This is a genomic window from Enterococcus sp. AAFC-DPL-5182 (genome assembly GCF_058216605.1).
This window is the reverse complement of record NZ_CM177101.1, coordinates 3,792,321-3,813,645: the sequence shown is the minus strand read 5'-3', so window position 1 is coordinate 3,813,645 and position 21,325 is coordinate 3,792,321. Positions and strand designations below refer to the sequence as shown.

18 protein-coding genes are annotated in these 21,325 nt (G+C 35.3%); 15 read left to right on the top strand and 3 right to left on the bottom strand.

The window, feature by feature from the left end:
- Nucleotides 1-641: 641 nt before the first annotated feature.
- The 4 genes from rpmH (at nt 642) to jag (ending at nt 3,108) form a co-directional block, all read left to right on the top strand.
- Complete coding sequence (rpmH, locus tag AC4BB7_RS17920) at nt 642-776, top strand: 50S ribosomal protein L34 (RefSeq protein ID WP_010762140.1); 135 nt, start codon at nt 642-644, stop codon at nt 774-776.
- 355 nt (nt 777-1,131) lie between these two features.
- Nucleotides 1,132-1,470 (top strand): ribonuclease P protein component, encoded by a 339-nt coding sequence (gene rnpA / locus AC4BB7_RS17915; RefSeq protein WP_086315697.1) that lies wholly within the window; start codon nt 1,132-1,134, stop codon nt 1,468-1,470.
- Between the two features lie 15 nt (nt 1,471-1,485).
- Nucleotides 1,486-2,313, top strand: a complete 828-nt coding sequence (locus AC4BB7_RS17910) for a YidC/Oxa1 family membrane protein insertase (protein WP_086314773.1) — start codon at nt 1,486-1,488, stop codon at nt 2,311-2,313.
- A gap of 15 nt (nt 2,314-2,328) precedes the next feature.
- Nucleotides 2,329-3,108, top strand: coding sequence for an RNA-binding cell elongation regulator Jag/EloR (gene jag / locus AC4BB7_RS17905; protein ID WP_086314772.1), 780 nt, complete (start codon nt 2,329-2,331; stop codon nt 3,106-3,108).
- A 211-nt stretch (nt 3,109-3,319) separates the two neighbouring features.
- Here jag and AC4BB7_RS17900 read toward each other — a convergent pair whose 3' ends face one another.
- Nucleotides 3,320-3,661 (bottom strand): hypothetical protein, encoded by a 342-nt coding sequence (locus AC4BB7_RS17900; RefSeq protein ID WP_086314771.1) that lies wholly within the window; start codon nt 3,659-3,661, stop codon nt 3,320-3,322.
- Between the two features lie 311 nt (nt 3,662-3,972).
- Between AC4BB7_RS17900 and mnmE the strand changes: the two genes are divergently transcribed.
- The 8 genes from mnmE to AC4BB7_RS17860 all read left to right on the top strand — a co-directional run bounded on the left by mnmE (nt 3,973) and on the right by AC4BB7_RS17860 (nt 11,806).
- The gene (gene mnmE, locus AC4BB7_RS17895; RefSeq protein WP_086314770.1) at nt 3,973-5,370 is read left to right on the top strand and encodes a tRNA uridine-5-carboxymethylaminomethyl(34) synthesis GTPase MnmE; all 1,398 of its coding nucleotides are present in this window, start codon (nt 3,973-3,975) and stop codon (nt 5,368-5,370) included.
- Between the two features lie 13 nt (nt 5,371-5,383).
- On the top strand, nt 5,384-7,291 hold the full coding sequence (gene mnmG / locus AC4BB7_RS17890; protein ID WP_490483968.1) for a tRNA uridine-5-carboxymethylaminomethyl(34) synthesis enzyme MnmG: 1,908 nt from the start codon (nt 5,384-5,386) through the stop codon (nt 7,289-7,291).
- A gap of 614 nt (nt 7,292-7,905) precedes the next feature.
- Nucleotides 7,906-8,817 (top strand): helix-turn-helix domain-containing protein, encoded by a 912-nt coding sequence (locus AC4BB7_RS17885; protein ID WP_490483967.1) that lies wholly within the window; start codon nt 7,906-7,908, stop codon nt 8,815-8,817.
- A 230-nt stretch (nt 8,818-9,047) separates the two neighbouring features.
- Nucleotides 9,048-9,338, top strand: coding sequence for a TIGR04197 family type VII secretion effector (locus AC4BB7_RS17880; RefSeq protein WP_490483966.1), 291 nt, complete (start codon nt 9,048-9,050; stop codon nt 9,336-9,338).
- A complete protein-coding gene (locus AC4BB7_RS17875; protein ID WP_490483965.1) occupies nt 9,335-9,709 on the top strand; it encodes a hypothetical protein in 375 nt (124 codons plus the stop codon). The genes AC4BB7_RS17880 and AC4BB7_RS17875 overlap by 4 nt, the downstream gene beginning before the upstream one ends.
- Nucleotides 9,699-11,129 (top strand): T7SS effector LXG polymorphic toxin, encoded by a 1,431-nt coding sequence (locus AC4BB7_RS17870; protein WP_490483964.1) that lies wholly within the window; start codon nt 9,699-9,701, stop codon nt 11,127-11,129. The genes AC4BB7_RS17875 and AC4BB7_RS17870 overlap by 11 nt, the downstream gene beginning before the upstream one ends.
- Before the next feature lie 13 nt (nt 11,130-11,142).
- Nucleotides 11,143-11,526 carry a hypothetical protein gene (locus tag AC4BB7_RS17865; protein WP_086314764.1) on the top strand — a complete coding sequence of 128 codons (384 nt, stop codon included), beginning with the start codon at nt 11,143-11,145 and terminating at the stop codon, nt 11,524-11,526.
- A gap of 16 nt (nt 11,527-11,542) precedes the next feature.
- Nucleotides 11,543-11,806, top strand: a complete 264-nt coding sequence (locus tag AC4BB7_RS17860) for a barstar family protein (RefSeq protein ID WP_490483963.1) — start codon at nt 11,543-11,545, stop codon at nt 11,804-11,806.
- 541 nt (nt 11,807-12,347) lie between these two features.
- Here AC4BB7_RS17860 and AC4BB7_RS17855 read toward each other — a convergent pair.
- Entirely contained in the window at nt 12,348-12,857 is a 510-nt protein-coding gene (locus AC4BB7_RS17855) for a hypothetical protein (protein ID WP_490483962.1), read from the bottom strand.
- A gap of 287 nt (nt 12,858-13,144) precedes the next feature.
- On the opposite strand from AC4BB7_RS17855, the gene AC4BB7_RS17850 reads away from it, so the two are divergent.
- The 3 genes from AC4BB7_RS17850 (at nt 13,145) to AC4BB7_RS17840 (ending at nt 15,366) form a co-directional block, all read left to right on the top strand.
- Nucleotides 13,145-13,489: a hypothetical protein gene (locus AC4BB7_RS17850; protein ID WP_490483961.1), complete on the top strand. Its 345-nt coding sequence runs from the start codon at nt 13,145-13,147 to the stop codon at nt 13,487-13,489.
- A gap of 51 nt (nt 13,490-13,540) precedes the next feature.
- Nucleotides 13,541-14,305, top strand: coding sequence for a peptidoglycan amidohydrolase family protein (locus AC4BB7_RS17845; protein ID WP_490483960.1), 765 nt, complete (start codon nt 13,541-13,543; stop codon nt 14,303-14,305).
- Between the two features lie 80 nt (nt 14,306-14,385).
- Nucleotides 14,386-15,366: a dimethylarginine dimethylaminohydrolase family protein gene (locus tag AC4BB7_RS17840; protein WP_490483959.1), complete on the top strand. Its 981-nt coding sequence runs from the start codon at nt 14,386-14,388 to the stop codon at nt 15,364-15,366.
- Nucleotides 15,367-15,977: 611 nt separating this feature from the next.
- Here AC4BB7_RS17840 and AC4BB7_RS17835 read toward each other — a convergent pair.
- Nucleotides 15,978-20,273, bottom strand: coding sequence for an LPXTG cell wall anchor domain-containing protein (locus AC4BB7_RS17835; protein WP_490483958.1), 4,296 nt, complete (start codon nt 20,271-20,273; stop codon nt 15,978-15,980).
- Between the last annotated feature and the right edge of the window lie 1,052 nt (nt 20,274-21,325).

Genomic DNA, 21,325 nt, shown 5'->3' with positions numbered 1-21,325 from the left:
ATGGTGACCTCCTTAGTTTAAAAGCGGAACAAGCTGGCTGATCTCTGACAGAAAAATAGGAAAATATGACGAAGATACTTTTTACCTGGGTCATATTTTTAGCTTTTTTCAGAAGCGCTGGCTTGTGCAGCTAGATAAAATTTGTCTATATAAAAAAGCAGAGCAAATATAAATAGATAAGCAAATAGAATTTTAGCATTTTTTCGGAACTTTTTCCACAGGCAAATTGTGAATTGTGGAAAAAAAATTCACAGAAGGTTATAAACTTATCCACACAGAAGAAATAAACGGTGGATTTCTCATAGTTATTTTATTTATCCACAACATATTCTGTAAAACAAAGCTAATGAAATCAAGCTTTTTAAAAAGTTATACACAACAAAAAAACGAAGTGTGCATAACTTTTTAACAACCTGTTTTTTTGTGCATAAGTGTGGAGGAAACTAAAAATAGAATGAGATCGTTGAAAAAACTATCCACAAGTTATCCCTAAACTTTTTCGTTTTGTGGATAACTTATTTAGATTGAGGGAAAAATTAATTCCTGAAAATTTATTGACAAATCTACCCAATACTAGTTATACTATCAAAGTATGTCTATGTATTGATGGATAGTTACAATTTCAGGAGGTGGAACAAGAGATGAAAAGAACGTATCAACCAAACAAACGCAAACGTCAAAAAGTTCACGGTTTCCGTAAACGCATGAGCACAAAAAATGGTCGCAACGTATTAGCGAGCAGACGTCGTAAAGGCAGAAAAGTTATTTCAGCATAATCTATGTTGATTTTAAATAACGAATCAAGTTTAAACTAAGAACCCTTTATTATCTTCACAAAGTATCTGTGGACATAATAAAGGGTTCTTTGCTTTCTCTCATGAACTTGTTGCACACAAAAATATAAGTCGATTAAAAGAAACGTGATGATCTATTCAATCATGACTTTTGAATACGTCTATTTCATAAGAAAAAAAGTGAAAAAAAATCAAAAAAATGATAATATATGAAATTAGGGTCATTATCACCAAAATCTCTGGATATTTTCCCTGAAATTTGGAAAATTTTGACTGAGATATGCTATTATTGTAGAGTGAGCAAAAAAGAAAGACAGAAAGAAACAAAGGGATGCATATGAAGAAATCCTATAGAGTAAAAAAAGAAAAAGAATTTCAGGCAGTGTTTCAACACAAACAGTCTTGTGCGAATCGAAGATTTGTCGTCTATGTGTTGGAAAAGCCAGAACAAAAGCATTTTCGGGTAGGGATATCCGTAGGGAAAAAAATTGGGAATGCGGTTGTCAGAAATGCTGTAAAACGGAAAGTTCGTACATCGATCTACCAATTAAAAGAATCGATCGATCCATCTTGTGATTTTATTATTATCGCGAGACCCGGCGTCGACAAGTTGACATCGGAAGAAATTCACAGCAACGTGACGCATGTTTTAAAACTTGCAAAAATTTTGAAATAAGAGAGGAACAGTTTTGTGAAGAAGTATAAACGCCTATTATTGATGGCAGGCTTAGTTACACTTGTTTTTGTGTTGTCTGCCTGTGGAACAGCCCCGATTAATGAAAGTAGTACAGGAATTTGGGACCGCTATATTGTCTATTATTTCGCTGAGGCGATCAAATTCTTATCCATTTCAGCAAATACTGGTATCGGGATCATTCTGTTTACATTAGTGATTCGAATCATTTTATTACCATTAATGCATTTCCAAACGAAAAGCATGCGTAAGACCCAAGAATTACAACCAAAATTAAAAGCGCTACAAAAACAATATTCATCAAAAGATCCAGAAACACAACGTTTATTCCGTGAAGAACAACAAAAATTATATGCCGAAAATAATGTAAACCCTTATGCTGGGTGTTTACCATTATTGATTCAAATGCCGATTATGATGGCACTATATCAATCGATTTCTCGTGTACCTGAATTGAAGCAAGGAAGTTTTATGTGGCTGAATTTAGGTCAACCCGATCCGTATCTAATTCTACCGATTCTTGCAGCTGTGTTTACATTTGCCAGCAGTTATTTAACAAGTATGAGTCAGATCGAATCAAATGCGTCATTGAAAATCATGAACTTTGTAATGCCAGTTATGATTTTTGTTATGGGGATGAGCTTAGCCAGCGGGTTATCACTTTATTGGGTGGTTTCTAACGCTTTCCAAGTGGGTCAAACATTATTGATCAATAATCCATTCAAAATCCGTAAAGAGCGTGCTGAAGCAGAACGACAAGTGAAAGAACGCGAACGAGCATTGAAGAAAGCAATGAATCCTAAGAAAAAAAATAAGAAAAAATAAAAGGAGGTTTTCCAGATGCCGGTATATGAGGGAAACACAATTGAAGAAGCAACAACTAAGGGCTTAAACGCACTGAATTTATCAAAAGAAGAAGTAGAGATCAGCGTGATCACAGACGCTAAGAAAGGTTTCTTAGGTTTTGGTAAAAAACTTGCTCAAGTATCGATTGAACCTACTGTTAGTGAACAAATTTCAGAAGCAGTTGCAGAGACAGTCGAAGATATTATTGTGACAGATGAGGAAGTTAAAGTAGAAACAGCTGTTGAAGAATTGTTAGCAGCTAAAACATCAGATTCTGATTCCTCACAGCCCAAAGTCTTGGAAAACTTAAATGACGAAGAAGCAATCACTGAATTAGCAATGTATTTAACAACCATTTCAAAAGAGTTGAATGCGCCGGCTTTAGTCCGCTTAGAACGTAAAGATGGGTTGTTGGTTTTCCATTTAGATACAGATAAACAAGGGATTTTGATTGGAAAACATGGAAAAGTCCTAAACGCTCTGCAATATTTAGCACAAGTTTTTGTCCATCGTGTTGCAGAAAATAAATTGTCAGTCGTGGTAAATGTTGGCGATTATCGCGAAAAACGTCAAGCAATTTTACAACGTTTAGCAGAAAGAACGGCAGAAAAAGTCAAACAAACTGGTCGTCCAGTCTTTCTAGAACCAATGCCAGCATTTGAAAGAAAACAAATTCACTTTACCTTGAGTAAAGATGATCACATCAAGACACATTCAGAAGGCGATGAACCGTATCGCTACTTAGTGGTTGAACCTGCGAAAAAGCATTATTAAGCAATAAAAATGACCCTTTAAAAGCAATTTTTTAAAGGGTCATTTTTTATTTAAATCAAGCAACGTCATAAAAAAATACATTGACAAATACTGTTAAACAAAGTATATTTTAAACGAAATCATTCTTATCAACGTACAAAATACGATGATAAAGTAGTCGAAGCATTCGTGCTTCTTCCAGCCTGGTTCTTTTAGAATCAGGTTTTTTTATTTAGCCAATATTGGTTTGTGTAAATTGTACGACTGTACCATAAGCAAATATTTCCACGACCCATTTCCCTTGGTACTCCACATATTTTTCTTCAAAATGGCAGTTGATCACAGCATCTGCTTCATATTCAAATGCGATCACTTTTAGTTGACGATACACGCCACTGAAGACATCATTTGGATTGACATCGGGTGAAAATAAATCGGTCTCAATTCGATCTGTCGCAAAAACAATATCTCGAACGATATACTTTCTACTAACGTTTCCTGTAGATAATGTGATTCCATTTAAACGATTTTCTAATTCTTGTTCATTGAATTCGTCTTTTTTTGTTCGTTTCATCATAGGAACCTCCTCGCCTTATATAAGTTTATTTTAAAGATAAAAAGAAAGAAATGCAAAGTTAACGAACACTTTTAGTAAATAAACAATCTTGCGAAAAATATAAAAATATGCTATTCTATTTCAAGAAATTAATAGGAATTGATGCAGTGAAAGTGCTAGATCCAACCTGAAAAAATAGGGGTGGAGTGGGCGCTTTTTTTGTAGACAAAATTAGATGTATACATAGTTTTAAAGCAGATAAGAGTCGTTTAACATAATAATTATTACGCGAAAAACAGCTCAATTCATTTAATGAAAGGAAGTCAATCATGCAACAAATAACATTAGAATTCGATACGATCGCCGCAATTTCAACGCCTCCTGGTGAAGGAGCCATCAGCATTGTCCGTTTAAGTGGTGATGAAGCGATCACTATTGCAAATAAAGTGTATCGTTCAGGAAGTAAACAGTTGAACGATGTACCTACTCACACGATTCATTATGGTCATATTCTTGATCCTAAAGATGATAGCTTGTTAGATGAAGTGATGGTTTCTGTGATGCGGGCACCAAAAACATTTACCAGAGAAGATGTTGTTGAAATCAACTGTCACGGCGGAATTGTCGTTGTTAATCAATTATTGCAGCTATTGTTAAGAGAAGGTGCACGTTTGGCCGAACCTGGTGAATTTACGAAGCGAGCGTTTCTAAATGGGCGAATGGATTTATCTCAAGCAGAAGCTGTGATGGATTTGATCCGAGCGAAAACGGATCGAGCAATGCATGTTGCATTGGATCAATTAGATGGAAATCTATCTTCCTTGATTCGCTCATTAAGACAAGAAATTTTAGAGACATTAGCGCAAGTAGAAGTAAATATCGATTATCCTGAATACGATGATGTAGAAGAGTTAACGACGAAATTACTACTTGAAAAAGCTGGTTTCGTCAAAGCTCAGATCGAAGGATTATTGACAACAGCGAAACAAGGAAAAATTTTACGTGAAGGTCTAAGCACAGCCATTATTGGACGCCCAAACGTTGGGAAATCGAGCTTATTGAATCATTTATTACGGGAAGAAAAAGCCATTGTAACGGATATTGCTGGAACAACACGCGATGTCATCGAAGAATACGTCAATGTCCGCGGTGTGCCGTTGAAATTGATCGACACAGCTGGTATTAGAGAAACAGAAGATATCGTAGAACGAATCGGTGTTGAACGTAGTCGTAAAGCGTTAGCTGAATCTGATTTGATTTTACTGGTCCTTAACCAGAATGAGCCGCTAAGTGAGGAGGATCGTCAATTATTAACTGCTACAGAAGGGCTAAAACGTGTGATCTTACTCAATAAAATGGACTTACCTTCTCAATTAGACCGAGAAGAATTAAAGCAACTTGTTAAGGATGAAGAAATTTTACCAGTTTCCGTTTTGTCCAATACAGGGATGGAACAATTAGAATTAAAAATCGCTGATTTATTTTTCGGCGGACAAACAGGGGAAAAAGATGCCACATATGTCTCCAATACCCGCCATATCGCCTTACTAGATCAAGCAGCAATAGCGCTAGATGAAGTCATTCGCGGAATCGAAGCTGGCATGCCAGTGGATTTAGTCCAAATGGATATGACTCGCTGCTGGGACTTTTTAGGTGAAATCGTCGGTGATAGTGTTCAAGACGAACTGATCACCCAATTATTCAGCCAATTTTGTTTAGGAAAATAGAGAGGAAGAGTCGATGAATCAATTTAAAGCAGAATCGTATGATGTAATCGTAGTCGGAGCAGGCCACGCAGGCTCAGAAGCCGCCTTAGCATCCGCTCGTATGGGCAGCAAAACACTGCTCCTAACCATTAATTTAGATATGGTGGCCTTTATGCCATGTAACCCATCAGTGGGAGGTCCAGCCAAAGGCGTCGTGGTGCGGGAAATCGATGCATTAGGCGGCGAAATGGGTCATAATATAGACAAAACATACATCCAAATGCGGATGCTAAACACAGGAAAAGGTCCGGCCGTTCGCGCGTTGCGCGCCCAAGCGGACAAACATGCTTACGCTACTGAAATGAAACACACGATCGAACGTACTGACAACTTATCATTACGCCAAGGAATCGTGGAGCGTTTGATTGTAGAAGACGGTATTTGCCAAGGCGTTGTGACAACAACAGGAGCACAATATCAGAGTAAGGCGGTAATCATTACAGCCGGAACAGCACTTCGAGGAGAAATCATCATCGGTGAGTTAAAATATTCTTCTGGTCCAAACAATTCGTTGCCATCTATTGGTTTAGCGGATCATTTAAAAGAATTAGGTCTTGAAATGGATCGTTTTAAAACAGGGACGCCACCTCGCGTGAAATCTAGTACGATCGATTATTCTGTTACAGAAGAACAACCAGGGGATGAGCAACCAAATCACTTTAGTTTTAGTACACCAGATACTGCTTATAATTTAGATCAACGGTCTTGCTGGTTGACTTACACGAACGAAGGAACCCATGAAATCATTCAAGATAATCTACACCGTGCGCCGATGTTTACTGGAATTGTTGAAGGAGTAGGTGCTCGTTACTGTCCATCGATCGAGGATAAAATCGTTCGTTTCTCTGACAAACCGCGCCATCAATTATTTTTAGAACCAGAAGGATTAAATACAGAAGAAGTCTATGTTCAAGGATTATCAACTTCACTACCAGAAGATGTCCAAACTGATATTTTACATTCGATTGCTGGTTTAGAAAAAGCTGAAATGATGCGTACAGGATATGCGATCGAGTATGATGTCGTCGTGCCGCATCAATTACGCCCAACACTTGAAACCAAAGTGATCGATGGCTTATTTACAGCAGGACAAACCAACGGGACCAGTGGGTATGAAGAAGCAGCAGGTCAAGGTTTGATCGCAGGAATCAATGCGGCACTTAAAGTGCAAGGCAAAGATCCGTTTGTTATGAAACGTAGTGATGGCTACATCGGTGTGATGATCGATGATTTAGTGACAAAAGGAACCAATGAACCTTATCGTTTACTAACATCAAGAGCTGAATACCGTTTGATTTTACGTCATGATAATGCTGATTTGCGTTTAACAGAAAAAGGTCATGAAATCGGCTTGGTTAAAGAAGACCAATATACAGCCTATCTTGAAAAGAAAAAAGCAGTCGAAGCAGAAATTGCTCGTTTGAGTTCAGTCAGAGTCAAGCCTACGAAGGACGTACAAGCGTTTCTAGAAGAGAAAGGTTCTGTTCCATTGAAAGATGGGGTCTTAGCCAGCGACTTCTTAAAACGCCCAGAATTGACGTATCATGAAGTCACTCAATTTATCCCAGCAGTAGACGAAGAGTTAGATGATAAAGTCATTGAGCAAGTGGAAATTCAAATCAAATATGAAGGCTACATCAAAAAAGCGTTAGAAAAAGTCGATAAACTAAAACGAATGGAAGCCAAACGAATTCCAGAAAATATCGATTACGAAGCAATCAATGGTTTGGCAACAGAAGCAAGACAAAAATTACAAAAAATCCAACCAGAAACAATTGCTCAAGCAAGTCGAATCAGCGGAGTGAACCCAGCGGATGTATCGATTTTGATGGTTTATATTGAACAAGGGAAGATAGCGAAAGTGAAACCGGAAAATACTTGAGAATTAAATAGAAATTGAAAATAAATACGTATATTGAAAAAAGACCTGTTTGTTGATAGGTCTTTTTTTGGATATTCAATTTGTTATAGGAGGAGGAACATGGATTATAAAGTTTGACCGAATCACTTTCTTAACAATATTAACGATTTCCGTATGTGGTTATTACAGTATTGTTAGTCATAGAAAATTGCGCTTTTTTCTAAATAAATTAGACTTTATTTTTCTTGTTTAATGAATATAAAGTTGTAGTGATAGTGTTATAGATATGTGATAAAATGTTATTATTGATAAAATCACAAATAGGAGCAATATCACTTCATATTTTCATTTCCCTAATATTTTAATATACAATGGAAATTTTATACAATTCTTACCATTGATAAAAGGCATCCACATAAGAAATAATCAATTTAAATATAAATCTTTCCTCCTCTATAACGGCTAATAAAAAATCAATTTTATTAGGTACAGTATATCAACATTAAAGTAATAAATAAATGTTTCTGTTGCATATATCCACAAATGGGAAAAGTTGTCAAACAGTTTAGAAATTAAGGTTATTTTATAATCCAAATTAGATAGATAGCCCATATATGGGTTTTTGGAGGATAGTTATGAATATAGGTGAAACAATTAGCTTTTTTAGAAAAAAATTGAATTTTAGACAAAAAGAACTAGTCAATGATTATGTGGAAAGTTCTTCTATTTCACGAATCGAGCAAGGGGAGCAATCTATAAAAGTAGATGCCTTGATCGAAGTGTTGAACATAATGTCTTTAACAGTGGAAGAATTTTTTGGAAAATGTTTAATAGATAAATCTCAAGATGAATGGAGAACATTATTTTACTATTGTGCTGAAGATCCTGAAAAAGATTCAACAAAAAAAGAACTTATACGTTATTATAATTCAGTTAAGATGAAAAATAAGAGTTTGAAAGAATTAGTTAATTACTTTAATATTAAATTATATTTCTCAAGACTGTGGGATGAAATTGATTCTGTATCGACACAAGAGTTAGATCAATTGTTTAATTACTTGAAGTTTAAAGAGTATTATCAACAATATGATTATATGATAATTAGTAATACGATCATACTTATGAGAGATGATCAACAAGAGTATCTATTGTCTAGAGCTATACCTATCCAGGATGAAATTTCAAGAACAGAAGATATTAAAAAAAATGCTTATCAAATCCTGATAAATTTGATTACATCAAGGATTTACAGAAAAGATTTTGTTGGAGCCAAAAAGTATTTACAAAAAACAGAAACATTGGCTATAAGTAAAACAGGTTACCGACTGGCTTTAAATATTGAGTACTTAAAGAACTTATTAGGGTATTTGATAACAGGAGAAATGTTCTACATGAAAAATATCCAAACATATATTATTTTATTGGAATTTGTAGGAGATGAACAAACATTAAAAGCAGTGAAAGAAGAAGTAAAAGTTTTGACGTATACAAATACCAATACTGTAAAAATAGATGAAAATGATTTTCCTATAGGGATATTGAAATGAAAAGTAGTTATAGTGTAAATAGGACAGAGATTCAGCACAATTGTTGAGTCTCTTTATTTTATTGAAAAGCTTAAAGTAAATCTATAAGAAAATTAGATAAAAAAATTCTCAAATAGGGGAAAAAGACCAATTGTCTTAGGTTCTTTTCGCACGATAAAATATAAACAACGAAAAGTTTTTGGTATTCCGTTGATGATGAGAATATTAAAAGGCAATAAAGGAGTATTTAAATGACAATTAACAGTTATATGAGCATTGCAGGAGGCATTTCGGCTTGTTTTAGTCAATCTGCTAGTACATTGAATAGTATCAGTGCTTCAACCGTCTCATCAGGTACCAATGTCTTGGGCAACGCAAAAGCCAAACAAGCAATGAATAAATATGAACAGGGACTAAAGTTGTTATCTTCCAGCGTCGTTTCTGCGGGAAATAACATTCATTCCGTTGCGAAAGAATTTGAAAAGGTCGATCAGAATATTGCTCAATTGACAAACTTAAACAATTTGGGAGGTTTTCGATGAACGATATAGATTATGATCAAAAAAATTATCAGTTTCGTATGCGAATTGAACAGTTGCAACAGGATCAACTAGGTATAAAGAAAGAACTACGCCAAGTAGAAGAGCAACAAGACGCTTTTTTCTACCTCCAACAAAAAGAGCAACAAGCGTATGAATTTGTTTTGAATAGTTGTGAAACAGAGGAACGCGCTTTTTACCAAGACCGGGGAGACGAAAGTCTTCATCTAGCTAAAAAAGTGCAACTAGAACTTGAAGAGCAACAAGTTGAGCTACAAAAAGAATATCGCTCGTTGTTAGATCAAGAAGAATCCGAAAATGCAGAACAAACTTCTTTTTGGAAGCAAAAGGAGGGAGAGTCAGGTGGGACTTAGTTTTTATATCGGTGAAGTTCAAGCACAAGCCAATCAAGCTTCTCGAATGAATAATCAGGCAAGCCAAGCAATTGCTTCACTACAAACAAGTATTCAGTCTTTTTTATCAGCACCATTATCTAGTAAGGCGTATGATTCAGCTAAAAGCTATTTCATGGTGGCTTACACACCGTTGTGTCAATCTGCTATAATGACAGGAGAAGCGCTGGAAAGTGCGAATAAACGCTTGCTTAGCGACTATCAGAGTATGGTTTGCGGGATTAATACGATTGAAGATGAAATTTTGGAACAAATCGCTCGTTTTGAAGAAGTAAAGCGAAATATTGAACAACAAATGAGCACAGCGAAAACAACACGCCCTGATTTAGAACGGCGTTACATGAATGCCTGTGAGACTATTGAGAAACGCCGAGAGAAATTAAGAAAGTTCCATGAATATAATACCCATTCAGCGAGTATCTTTTCTGATTACGAAGCCAGTGAAGCAGAATTTAGTACAGGTTTGAATCAAGTAGCAAACTGCAAAGCTTGGAATCCAGCGACAGGAACATTTGATATGGCTTGTTTAAATATGAGTTGGGCGAAACCAATCAATGAACGCTGGAAAGCTCGAGCAAAAGAGATAGAAGATCGAGCGAAAGCCAAACGAGACAACTGGGAAAAACAAGTAAAAGCAGACGGTTTGAAATTACAAGGCGAATTGGATAAACGCAAATATATGCTTGTCGATATTAATGGAACGAAAAGATGGATGTGGGTTATTGATCCAAATCGCATCACTCAAGAAGACTTCCGAGTAAACGAAGCGTATGATTTATGGATAAAAAATCAGATAGAGCTTTACGGCAGAGATGCGGTTTTAGGTAAAGAAGAACCTGATTATTTGACGAAATTAGCGATTGAATTACGAGATGGAAAAAATTATGATACAGGAAAACCCTTAACTGATCTTGAAAAAGCGCAACGCTGGGCAACTATTGCAAGTATGATTGCCGCGACAGGGATTGCAGGTCATTATGCGAATAATCCATTGACTGCTGGGCAAGTTACGCCTAAAAGGACACCTATTACTGGGAGCAAGGATGGGAAAAATTATGCACTGGACAGAAATAAAAGTAAGGGGAACTGGGACGTTAAAACGCCTAGTGGAATTAATCCTAGAACTGTCATTAAAAATGGTGGAAAAATGCCAAATCATATAGTTATCCAAAAGGGAGGGTTATCTAAAGATGGGAAACCAAATTCTTCTGCAGATATTCTTAATCCTGATGGGAGTGTTAAACAACGAAGATATTATGATGAAAAAGGTAGAGCTACAGAAGATATAGATTTCAATCACTCAGATGATGGAACTCATGAGTTTCCACATAGACACAAATGGGATTGGTCAAATCCTGAAAAGCCAAAAAGATTAAAGTGAGGATGAATAAAAAATGGAATGGAAAAATTTAGAAACTCAATCGGATATAGATGAATTAATGCAATCGCTAGATAATTTCCATGATAGTTGCATAAAGGATTTGAAATATACAAGTGGTACTTATGTAGATGAAGATTTCTCTATGATAATGAATACGGATCCCGTTGTAAATCTATTTATTCAAAGACAATCAGAATTTATGACAACGATTGAATTTTGTTTAGAGGGTGTTAATCAGTTTCATATAAATAATATTTTAGATTCAACGTTAGAAATATTTGAAGCTAGCTTCTTTGAAAAAGATGGGAATTTTTATTGGTATAGTAGCGATGATATTGAGGATGAAACTGCTACAAGTTTTATATGTAAAAAAATTAAGTGGAGAGAGCTTTCATAATATACTGGGGTGAAACATGTGCAATGAATTAATCCATACTACAAAATGTGAGTATATCGAATCTGATCCTACTAGTAAATTAGGAAACTGTTTTATTGTTAATTTGAAAGGCAATGAAATATCAAATAAAATGGAATTATTTAGTGTATTACAAAAAGAATATACATTGCCAGATGCTAATAGTTGGGAAGGGATAACTGATTGGTTAACAGATTTAAGTTGGATTGAAACAGATAATTTTCAGTTAATTGTGCATAACTATACTGATTTTTTTAGGTGATGATAATAACCTCAAAGACATATTTGAAGAAATATTGATAGATTTTGTTTTGCCTTTTTTGGAAAAAGAAATCCTAACTACTGTTTTAGAAGGAGAAATGAAAGGGTTTATTGTCTATCTAATTGATTAGATTTAATAAATAGAAATAATGATCTCGTTAAAAAATATTGATTTTCATTTGTGATCAGAACATCTTTATAATTTAAAAAGCCTCGTTACATCAATTAAAGATGTAGCGAGGTTTCTTAAATAATAAGTTGTTAAAGTGCATCAATAAAAGAATTTCAAAGTATAAAAATAAATAGAAGAAGCAATGTCCATAGTCCCTTTTTTAACTACATTTTGATAACATTCATTAAGAGTGAGTGAAAATATATGAATCCATTTTTATTAAAAAACATAGTAAATTAACAACATTGATCTGTTTGAAAACTTATGAAAATCAAAATTTCGACTATATCGAACAAGGGAAGATAGCAAAGATACAACTATAACACACAAAAAAAGCCACCCTTTAAAAAAGGGATGGCTTTTTCTTTTTTTACTCAGTATCACTCTCAATGCTATCTGTATCTTCTTGCGTAATAACAAAATTAATTAATTCTGTTTTATCTGGGTTAAGGAAAATCACTTGAATTTTAACATCTGGGATCACTATCTTAGCCCCATCGATTACTGGTTTTAATCCTTTAATTAATGTAGGTTTCAAAGCCTCGACATCTACTTCAGCAGCTGGTGCTTGCGCAAATGTATAGGTATAAACAATTGTACTATCTTCTCCTTCAGTTATAGAAATATCAGAGTACATTCCTTCGTATTGCTTTTTCAAGCTAGGAACTTGTGATTGAGCGCCTTCGATCATAAGCTTAAACTGTTTTGAGTTACCAGCTTCAGATTCTGCTATTTTTTCTACCTGCTCACTAGTAGATGATTCTGAACTTTCTTCCTGACTCTGACTGCTAGTACTAGCAGCAGTGCTTGCTGAACTTGAACTAGTATTTGCCTTACCACAACCACTAAGAACTAAAGCTCCCATTAAAAAACAAACCATTCCCACTTTTACCTTTTTTCTTCTCCTTGTAAACTAAAATATTTTATATAACACTAGTTAATTTTAACATAATATATAAAGAGCGCACTATTTATATTTAAACTTTCTTCTTAATTTATATAAAGGATGCAAAATACTTTTTGTTTCACATGAAACATTAGCCTTTTTTAGGTGTAAATGAATACCCGCATTAGGGAGAGTTTTAACAGTAAGTTAAGAGTTCGTATGTCTCAATATTAAGTAAAATCAAGGTACAAATGAAAATCAAAATAAAGGAGGTAGAAATAATGCGTACAATCAAAACAATCACCGATTTTTGGGAAGTAATCGATGAGATAAGAATAAAAAAAGAACTGAATTGGTCTGACTTAGTAGGTGGAAAGGCTAAATTAGCTGGCAGTAGACGATGGAATCCATCGTTAACATATATACTTCAAATACAAAAAAGGCTGGACATTGATATCCTGAATACGATTGCTTATGAGTTATCTGAATCGGAACAATTTCTTAATAAAGATCCAGAAACACCGAATAAAATGAAGCTGATCCATCAATGGATTCAATCTGATAACTGGATGGAAGATGAAGAAATCGTCAAAAAAGTTCAAGAAATAGCTAAGACGATTCTATAGTAAAAATATAAGACGATTCTATAGTAAAAATAAATGAAAGGAGTAAAAACGATGGCAAATATAGAACACATGATTAAATGGATGGCCGAGCGTAAAGGAAAAGTCACGTACTCAATGAGCGTGCGATTAGGTCCTAACAGCTATGATTGCTCAAGTGCCGTTTATTACGCATTGATCAACGGCGGTTTTTTGAATACTGGAATTATGGGGAATACAGATACACTTTTCTTCCATTTAGAAAACAGTGGTTGGACCCAAGTAAAAAAAGATGGATTTGGGAATTATCCTGCAAAAAAAGGAGACATTTTTATCTGGGGAGATCGAGGAGCTTCTGGAGGAGCCTCTGGCCATACGGGGATTTTTATAGATGATCAAGAGCAAATTATTCATTGTAATTATGGTTATAATGGTATTACCGTCAATGATCATGATACGATTTGGGCGTTAAATGGGTGCCCTACGATAACGATTTATCGTTATGGGAAAGGTGAAAGTAATCAGCCGAAACCTCAGCCAAATCCTCCTGAACTTCAACCTGAATCACAAAAACAACCATTAAGTTTGATCCCAATGTCAGGAACGTTTTATCCAGATAGACAATTAGCTGTTAGCCGAGATACAGAGCCAGATGACAGGATCAGTCCAGCACTTGATTATTATTCAGCGGGGATGGCAATCAACTACGATCACTATCTTCATAGTAAGGGTTATGTTTGGATCAGTTATATCAGTCAAGCTGGTGCTCGCCGCTATGTTGCAGTGGGCCCAGATGACGGACAGATAAATACAACATGGGGAACTGGTTTTTTTAATTGATCAAAAAAGTATCTTTCTATAAAAAATAGCAAAATCTTGCTATAATGATGGAAAAGTAATGATAGGTGGACTGACAATTAATGAAAACTAATTTTGTAGAAAGTGAATTTGCTCCGTTAAAAAGAGTTGTTTTAGCGCAATCACAATTCTGTTTGCCAGAAGAGGAAGATGAGTTAGATACAAGTTTTTTATCAGAAAAAAATTTGGCTCTATTTGATCATAAAGTTGGCGATATAGCAGAAATTTACCCGGATATGCAACTAAAATGGGAACAAGAGAAAGAGCAAATGGCTACATTATTAACTTCTTATGGGGTAGAAGTGATTAGACCGAGAATGTTGACAGAATATGAAAAAGAGTTAGGCAGAAAAAATGGACATGGTTATGCTAATTTCTTCTCCAGAGATCCATTTTTTACGCTTGGACATTTCGTTATTGAAGGAAACTTGAGATTTGCTCATCGACGTATGGAAATATTGCCAATTCGAGATATATTAATTGAGGAATCCAACCATTCAGAAGCAGTCTATTTAGCTGCACCACAACCAGATATTTCGCAAGGAGCAGAAAGTGAAGTAGGACCGTTTTTAGAAGGCGGCGATGTTTTAGTATACGGTAAAACGATATTTGTTGGGTACTCTGGTTTGGCTAGTAATTTAAATGGAATCAATTGGCTGAAGTCATTTTTAGCGCATTGGGACTATAATGTTATACCTGTGCGTTTACATCCAGATATATTACATCTGGATTGTGCATTAAGTATGGTTCGAGAGGGCTTGATGATTTGCTGTGAAGAAGCCTTTTTAGACGGTCTGCCGAAGGAACTAAGCAATTGGGATAAGATCAACGTTTCTTTAAAAGACGCATCTTTATTGATGACAAATGGTCTTCCAATCAATGAATCTGTGTATGTTACAGATCAGGCATTTACAGAATTGATTGCGGCATTGGAAGAATATGATATAAAAGTTGAAACATTGGATTACGAAGTTTCAAGGATATTCGGCGGTTCGTTCAGATGTACGACACAAGCATTATTGAGAACAACAAACTCGTTGTGAATTTGGCTAAGATTATAGAAAACTAAAAGAAATTCAGAATTTCACCAAACAATCGTAATAAAGAAACCAATTTTTCAACACAAAATAGTCACAATTTCAAGTTATTATATATTCATACCAAACAAACAACCCTAACAAAACACTTTTTCATTTTTTAACTCCTTTTCCCACTCTTCCCCAAAGAGTGGGTTATTTGTTGTGAATCACTACGACTGGCTCCGCCAGAGTAGATAATGAACAATACTTGGCGACCATAGTGAGAGAAGTCTCCTTACTAGTGAATCACTCTCTTTCGTTTCGAATGCATCAAATTTAAAGTGGTAAAGCCCTAAGAATTGAAGGACAACGACTGGCTCCGCCAGAGTAGATGATGAACAATACTTTGCGACCATAGTGAGAGAAGTCTCCTTACTAGTGAATCACTCCCTTTCGTTTCGAATACATCAAATTTAAAGTGCTAAAGCCTAAGTCTCACATGATAGAAATAAAAATAGACATATTCTCATAACATAAAAATTTAAAAAAGCTGAAAACCACAAAAATTTTCGTGGTTTTCAGCTTTTTTATTCAGATTAAAATATACTTGTTTTTACTAGTCAGAAAATTAAATTTTATTTACTGTGTTTTCCTTTTTTTCTCTTCCAGAAAAGAAGTGATCCAGCAGCTCCTGCCATAAAGGCGCCCACTCCTTGACTCATTAGTGAAGTCTCGGTTCCCGTATTTGGGAGTCTTCTTTCAGAGCGAGTATTTGGAAGTTTAGTCCTAGATGGATCAGCAACTGTATTTAATCCAGGACTTGTAGTTGCCAGCACTTTTTCTTCAGCCTTCTTTTTAGGATCTACTAATGCAACAGGAGCATCGGGCAGCTGACTTGCTGCAGGTGCTTCTAATGTATTAGGTTCTGTTGGCGCTATGATCTCAATTGGTTGTTCTACCGGAGGGGTTGTTGGATCTACCTCTTCTGGCGCTGTAATATCTGGAATAATCGGATCTTCAACTTTTGGTGCTTCTTCCAGCTCTTTTGGACGTTCTAATGGATCTACATTTGTAACATCCCCTAAGTCTTCTAACTCAACCGGAACATCAGGTTGAACACTTTCTTCCGCTTCTTTATCTTCTAATTCCACGTCAGTTACACCCTCTGAGGTACCTAGTGGTATAGCTGAATCGGTTGGTTTTGATGGGCGTTCTTCTGTTAAAATTGGTAAATTGACTCCTGTGATACCAACAATTGTTTTTGTTGAAACGGTGGAAGGCGCAAGCGCTGGATTAACTGGCTCTTTTATAGGCTCCACTTTTTCAGGTATGTTGAATTCAATTGTTGGCGGGATAGGAGCTGATGGCATGTCTGGTACTTCTGGAATCACAGGAGCTGTAAGTTCCAGAAGATTCAGATTGCCTAAGGAAATTGTTAACTCTTTAGGTACAAAGTTAGGAACTGTCACTTCTACGGGTCTTGATTGACCACTAATGCGCCAACTCATTGCAGAACCAACGCCTTGCCCGTCTAACCACCCAAGCACTGTTTCGCCAGAATCTGGATCATAAGGATCGTCATGAAGCGTAGAGAGACTGTTATTATAGACACGATCTGCTTCAGCCGCTACTCCAGCTGCAGCACCTGAAAGTCTATTGCTAGTAGTCGGTTTTTTAATCGTTTCTCCTGTTATTCCTTCAAATTCAGTTATTGCAGCAAGCATATCGGCATGTGCCGCTGTCCACTTATCAGATACACCGATGATGTATGTTGCATAGTTTTTAAGATGATTAACTGCCTCTGATCCTTGAGTTTCATAGGCTGAAACGACTTCATCCCATTTCTCCATAGTATCCATCAAATCTAGGTCATCATTAGAATAACCCAGTTGACTAAAGTCAACATTGATCGTTGCATTCACAATAGCAAGCCATTTTTCTTGCTCATTATTAGGGTCTCCTACATTTCCTGGTTGCCAGCCAGCTAAATATTCTTGAAACTCCTTTTTATAGTCTATATTCGCTTTAATAACCGCTTTAAAAGCATTGGCGTTAGTAATAGTTTGATTCATTACTTTTTCAGCATCAGCAATATAAGCTATTAATAGTTCTTTAAAATTTTCTGGATCATAAACAAGTCCTAATCTATCCTTTAAATTTTCAGGTGCAATAGAGCTTAGGTTGTAGGCATCACTTTTTGTTTGGTAGTCGTCAATGGACAACCAAGATTCATTCAATGCTTTATCTAGTGCTTGTTTAGCCGTATCATACGTAGCTTGCCATGCTGCTAAGTCAGCTGAAATATGATCAAAATTCGCTTCTGTGATTTTATCAGCTGGAAAATTTTTAAAGACTTGATTCATATTGGTTACAGCAGCGTTAATTTCTCCTTCAGCGATAACTGCCTTCTCATAGGCGGCTAATGCGTCCTCATAAGGTTTTGCTGCAGTAGTGAAGCTTTCTTTTGCAAGATCGTACTTTGTTTGTAGACTATTGAAGAGTCCAAGTGCATCAGTGTAGTCACTATTAAGTAACTTTAATTTGTCGTTTGCTGCTTTATAAGCAGTATCGGCTTTTTTCCATGCATCATTTGCATCGTTGTATAATTTGTCAACACTAGTATATTTTGTATGAAGTTTTTCAAAAGAAACTTTTACTGCTTCATATTCTTCTGAAATAGCTTTGTACTCATCTTCATGTATTTTTTGTTCAGCTGTTACTTCATTCAATTTAGTCGAAGTACTAGTGTAAATCTCAAAGGTTTTTTCATACTCTATTTTAAGATTGACATAGGAAGCTGCTAAAGCTTTATATTCATTTTCACGAAGGTCGAAGGATTCTTTTGCGTTGGCAATTGCCGTTGCTGCAGCTTTATATGCAAGTTCAGCAGTACTGTATTCTTGACCTAAGTTTTTATATTGTTCTGTTACATCATTAAAGTTATTCTTTGTTTCAGTATATTGTGATTGTAAATCTGTATATTGATTTTTAGTTGTTGCCAGTATTTGCCCCAAATTAGTAAAAGTTGTTTTTGCTTCTGAGAGGTCTAATTTTAATTGGTCCAATTGATCTTTAAGCGTTCGATATTCGGGTAATAAGCGGTCATATTCGTCACGTGCTTTTTCGTATTTTTGGTTAACCGCTTCATAGGTTTTATTTGCCTCGATATATTTCTCTTCAGTGGTTTTAAACACGTCTGAACCATTTGTAAATTTAGTCTGTACCTCTTCGTAAGATACATTCAGCTGAGTAAATTGTACTTTGACTTCCTCGGATTCTTTAAGTGCCGCTTTGTATGCTGTTTCTGTTTCAGTGTAAACTTTCATTACTTGAGTGTAGCTTTCGCTGATTGTTTGATAGTCTTTTTCTAATTGTTGGTAATCAAGTTTTGCCTGATTATATTTGGTAATAAGAGTATCATATTGTTGCTTGATCGATTGATAAGAAGCCGCAATGACTTGGTAATCGCTTGTTGCATTATCGTAAGCTGTTTGGACTTCTTTAAATTGCTCTGTCAGTAAATCTGACTGTTCTTTCACTTGTTGATAGTTCTTATTTACTGCATTGTAGCGATCATTATTTTCATTGTAGGCAGCCAAGGCAGTTGAATATTCTACTGTTCCTTCTTCATATTGTGCAAGAATTTCTGCTGCGGCTGTTCTTTTTTCATTGTACATATTCAATTCTGTTTCATAGGCAGTAAGTTGAACCTCATAGGTTGCTTTTTGTTGATCATAGGCTGTTTTAGCTGTTTCGTAAGTTTTCGTTTTCTCATCAAAAGTTGTTTTTTCAGCTTCGTAAGCGATACGTTCAGTATCATATTGTTTCGCTAATTCTTTTAATTGAGTTGATAGATCATTGTAATTGATTTTTGCTTCTTCATAAGCTTGTTTCGTGGCTTTATAGTTATCTTTGATTTTATTGTAAGCAGTAAGCTTCGTTTCGTAATCGCGAATGGATGTATCTAATTCTGATAAACGTTTTTCATATGCTGTCTTTTCAGATAAATAGCTTTCTTTAGCTGTATTGTACTCAGTTACTAGCTTTTTGTATTCATCAAGAGCCTTATCGTATTCAGATTTGATTGTTGTGTATTCCGTCTTAGCTGCTTCAAGTTCATTTTTCAATGTATTGTATAATTGCGCAGCTTTATTGAAATCTGTGGCTTTTTTGTCATAAATGATTTTCTCATTCGTATAAGTGCTGAGTAGTTTTTCATAAGCAAGCTTTTGTGTATTATAATCTGTCAGCTGCACATTATAGTTCTTTTTTGCCGCATTATAGGCTTCTTGAATCTTTTTATACGCGGTTGCAGCTTCATCATAGATTGTACGTTTATTTTCGTACTCTACACGTAAAGTTTCATAAGTAGCTTTTTTTGTCTCAGCCTCAGTGTTCAAGTTCTCATACGTTGTGAGCGCACTCAGATAGTCTTTTTGCATGTTACTAAAAATTAATTCTAATGCTTGGTAACTAGTTTGCTTTGCTTCGTACTCTTCTTTTGCTTTATTGTAATCTTCAATATGTGCTTCGAAACTCGACTTATTTGTTTCATATGTAGCTCTATGTGCTTCGTAAGTCGTAGTAGCTTTTTCGAAATCCTCTAACTGTTCTTTGTATATCTTTTTTTGCTCATCTAAATCAACTTTAAGCTTAGCCGCTGCTTCATAAGTTTTATCAGCTTCTGTTTTTGATTGATTGTACGCATCTAATGCAGCATCGTATTTGCCTTTGGTTTCTAGATAGTTTTCTTTTGCAACGGTGTATTCTTTCAATACACTAATGTAATCTTTTTCCAAAACAGGTTGAGCTGCTTGGTTTACTTGTGTTATCGTTGTAGCCAATGTTTGCACAGGAAAACTAGTTCCTACGACTATCGTGCTTGAATACAACAAAAACTTAAACGAACCTTTTTTCCATGAATCTTTCATTACACCACACGTGCCTTCCTTTTTTTAATAATGTTCACACCGTAAAAATATAAAAACTTAAAGAGTGTTATATTTTCACAAATGTAATTATACATTAGGTATAAGTATAATATTTATCATATTTTTCTTTGTAATTCTAATTTTTTGATAAACTTATAAAAAACAAGGGTAAATGCTATCTATTGTAGAATTATTAGTTGTGTTAAAGACTTATATTTATTTTTTATGTAATGTTTATATATATAATATTTAGATATTTTTGAACGTGAATGAAATATAGTATATCTGTTTTGTGTTAGTTTTCTAATTTTTTTGTGACTATGAATATCTAAAAAGAAATTCAGAATAACGCTAAAAATCGTAATAAAGAAACCAATTTTTCACCACAAAATAATCACAATTTCAGGTTATTATATGCTTATACCAAACAAACAACCCTAACAAAACACTTTTTCATTTTTTAACTCCTTTTCCCACTCTTCCCCAAAGAGTGGGTTATTTGTTGTGAATCACTACGATTGGCTCCGCCAGAGTAGATGATGAACAATACTTGGCGACCAAAGGGAGAGAAGTCCCCATACTATAGAATCATTCCCCTTCGTTTCGAATACATCAAATTCCAAGTGTTAAAGCCCTAAGAATTGAAGGACAACGACTGGCTCCGCCAGAGTAGATGATGAACAATACTTGGCGACCAGAGGGAGAGAAGTCTCCGTACTATAGAATCATTCCCCTTCGTTTCGAATACATCAAATTTAAAGTGGTAAAGCCCTAAGAATTGAAGTACAACGACTGGCTATGCCAGAGTAGATGATGAACAATACTTGGCGACCAAAGGGAGAGAAGTCCCCATACTATAGAATCATTCCCCTTCGTTTCGAATACATCAAATTTAAAGTGGTAAAGCCCTAAGAATTGAAGTACAACGACTGGCTATGCCAGAGTAGATGATGAACAATACAAGGTGTCCACAAAAAGAGTGATCCACCAAAAAACTAAGCCTAAAAAAATTGATGTTCATTTTTCGAAAGAACTTTCTAAAGATCAGCAGT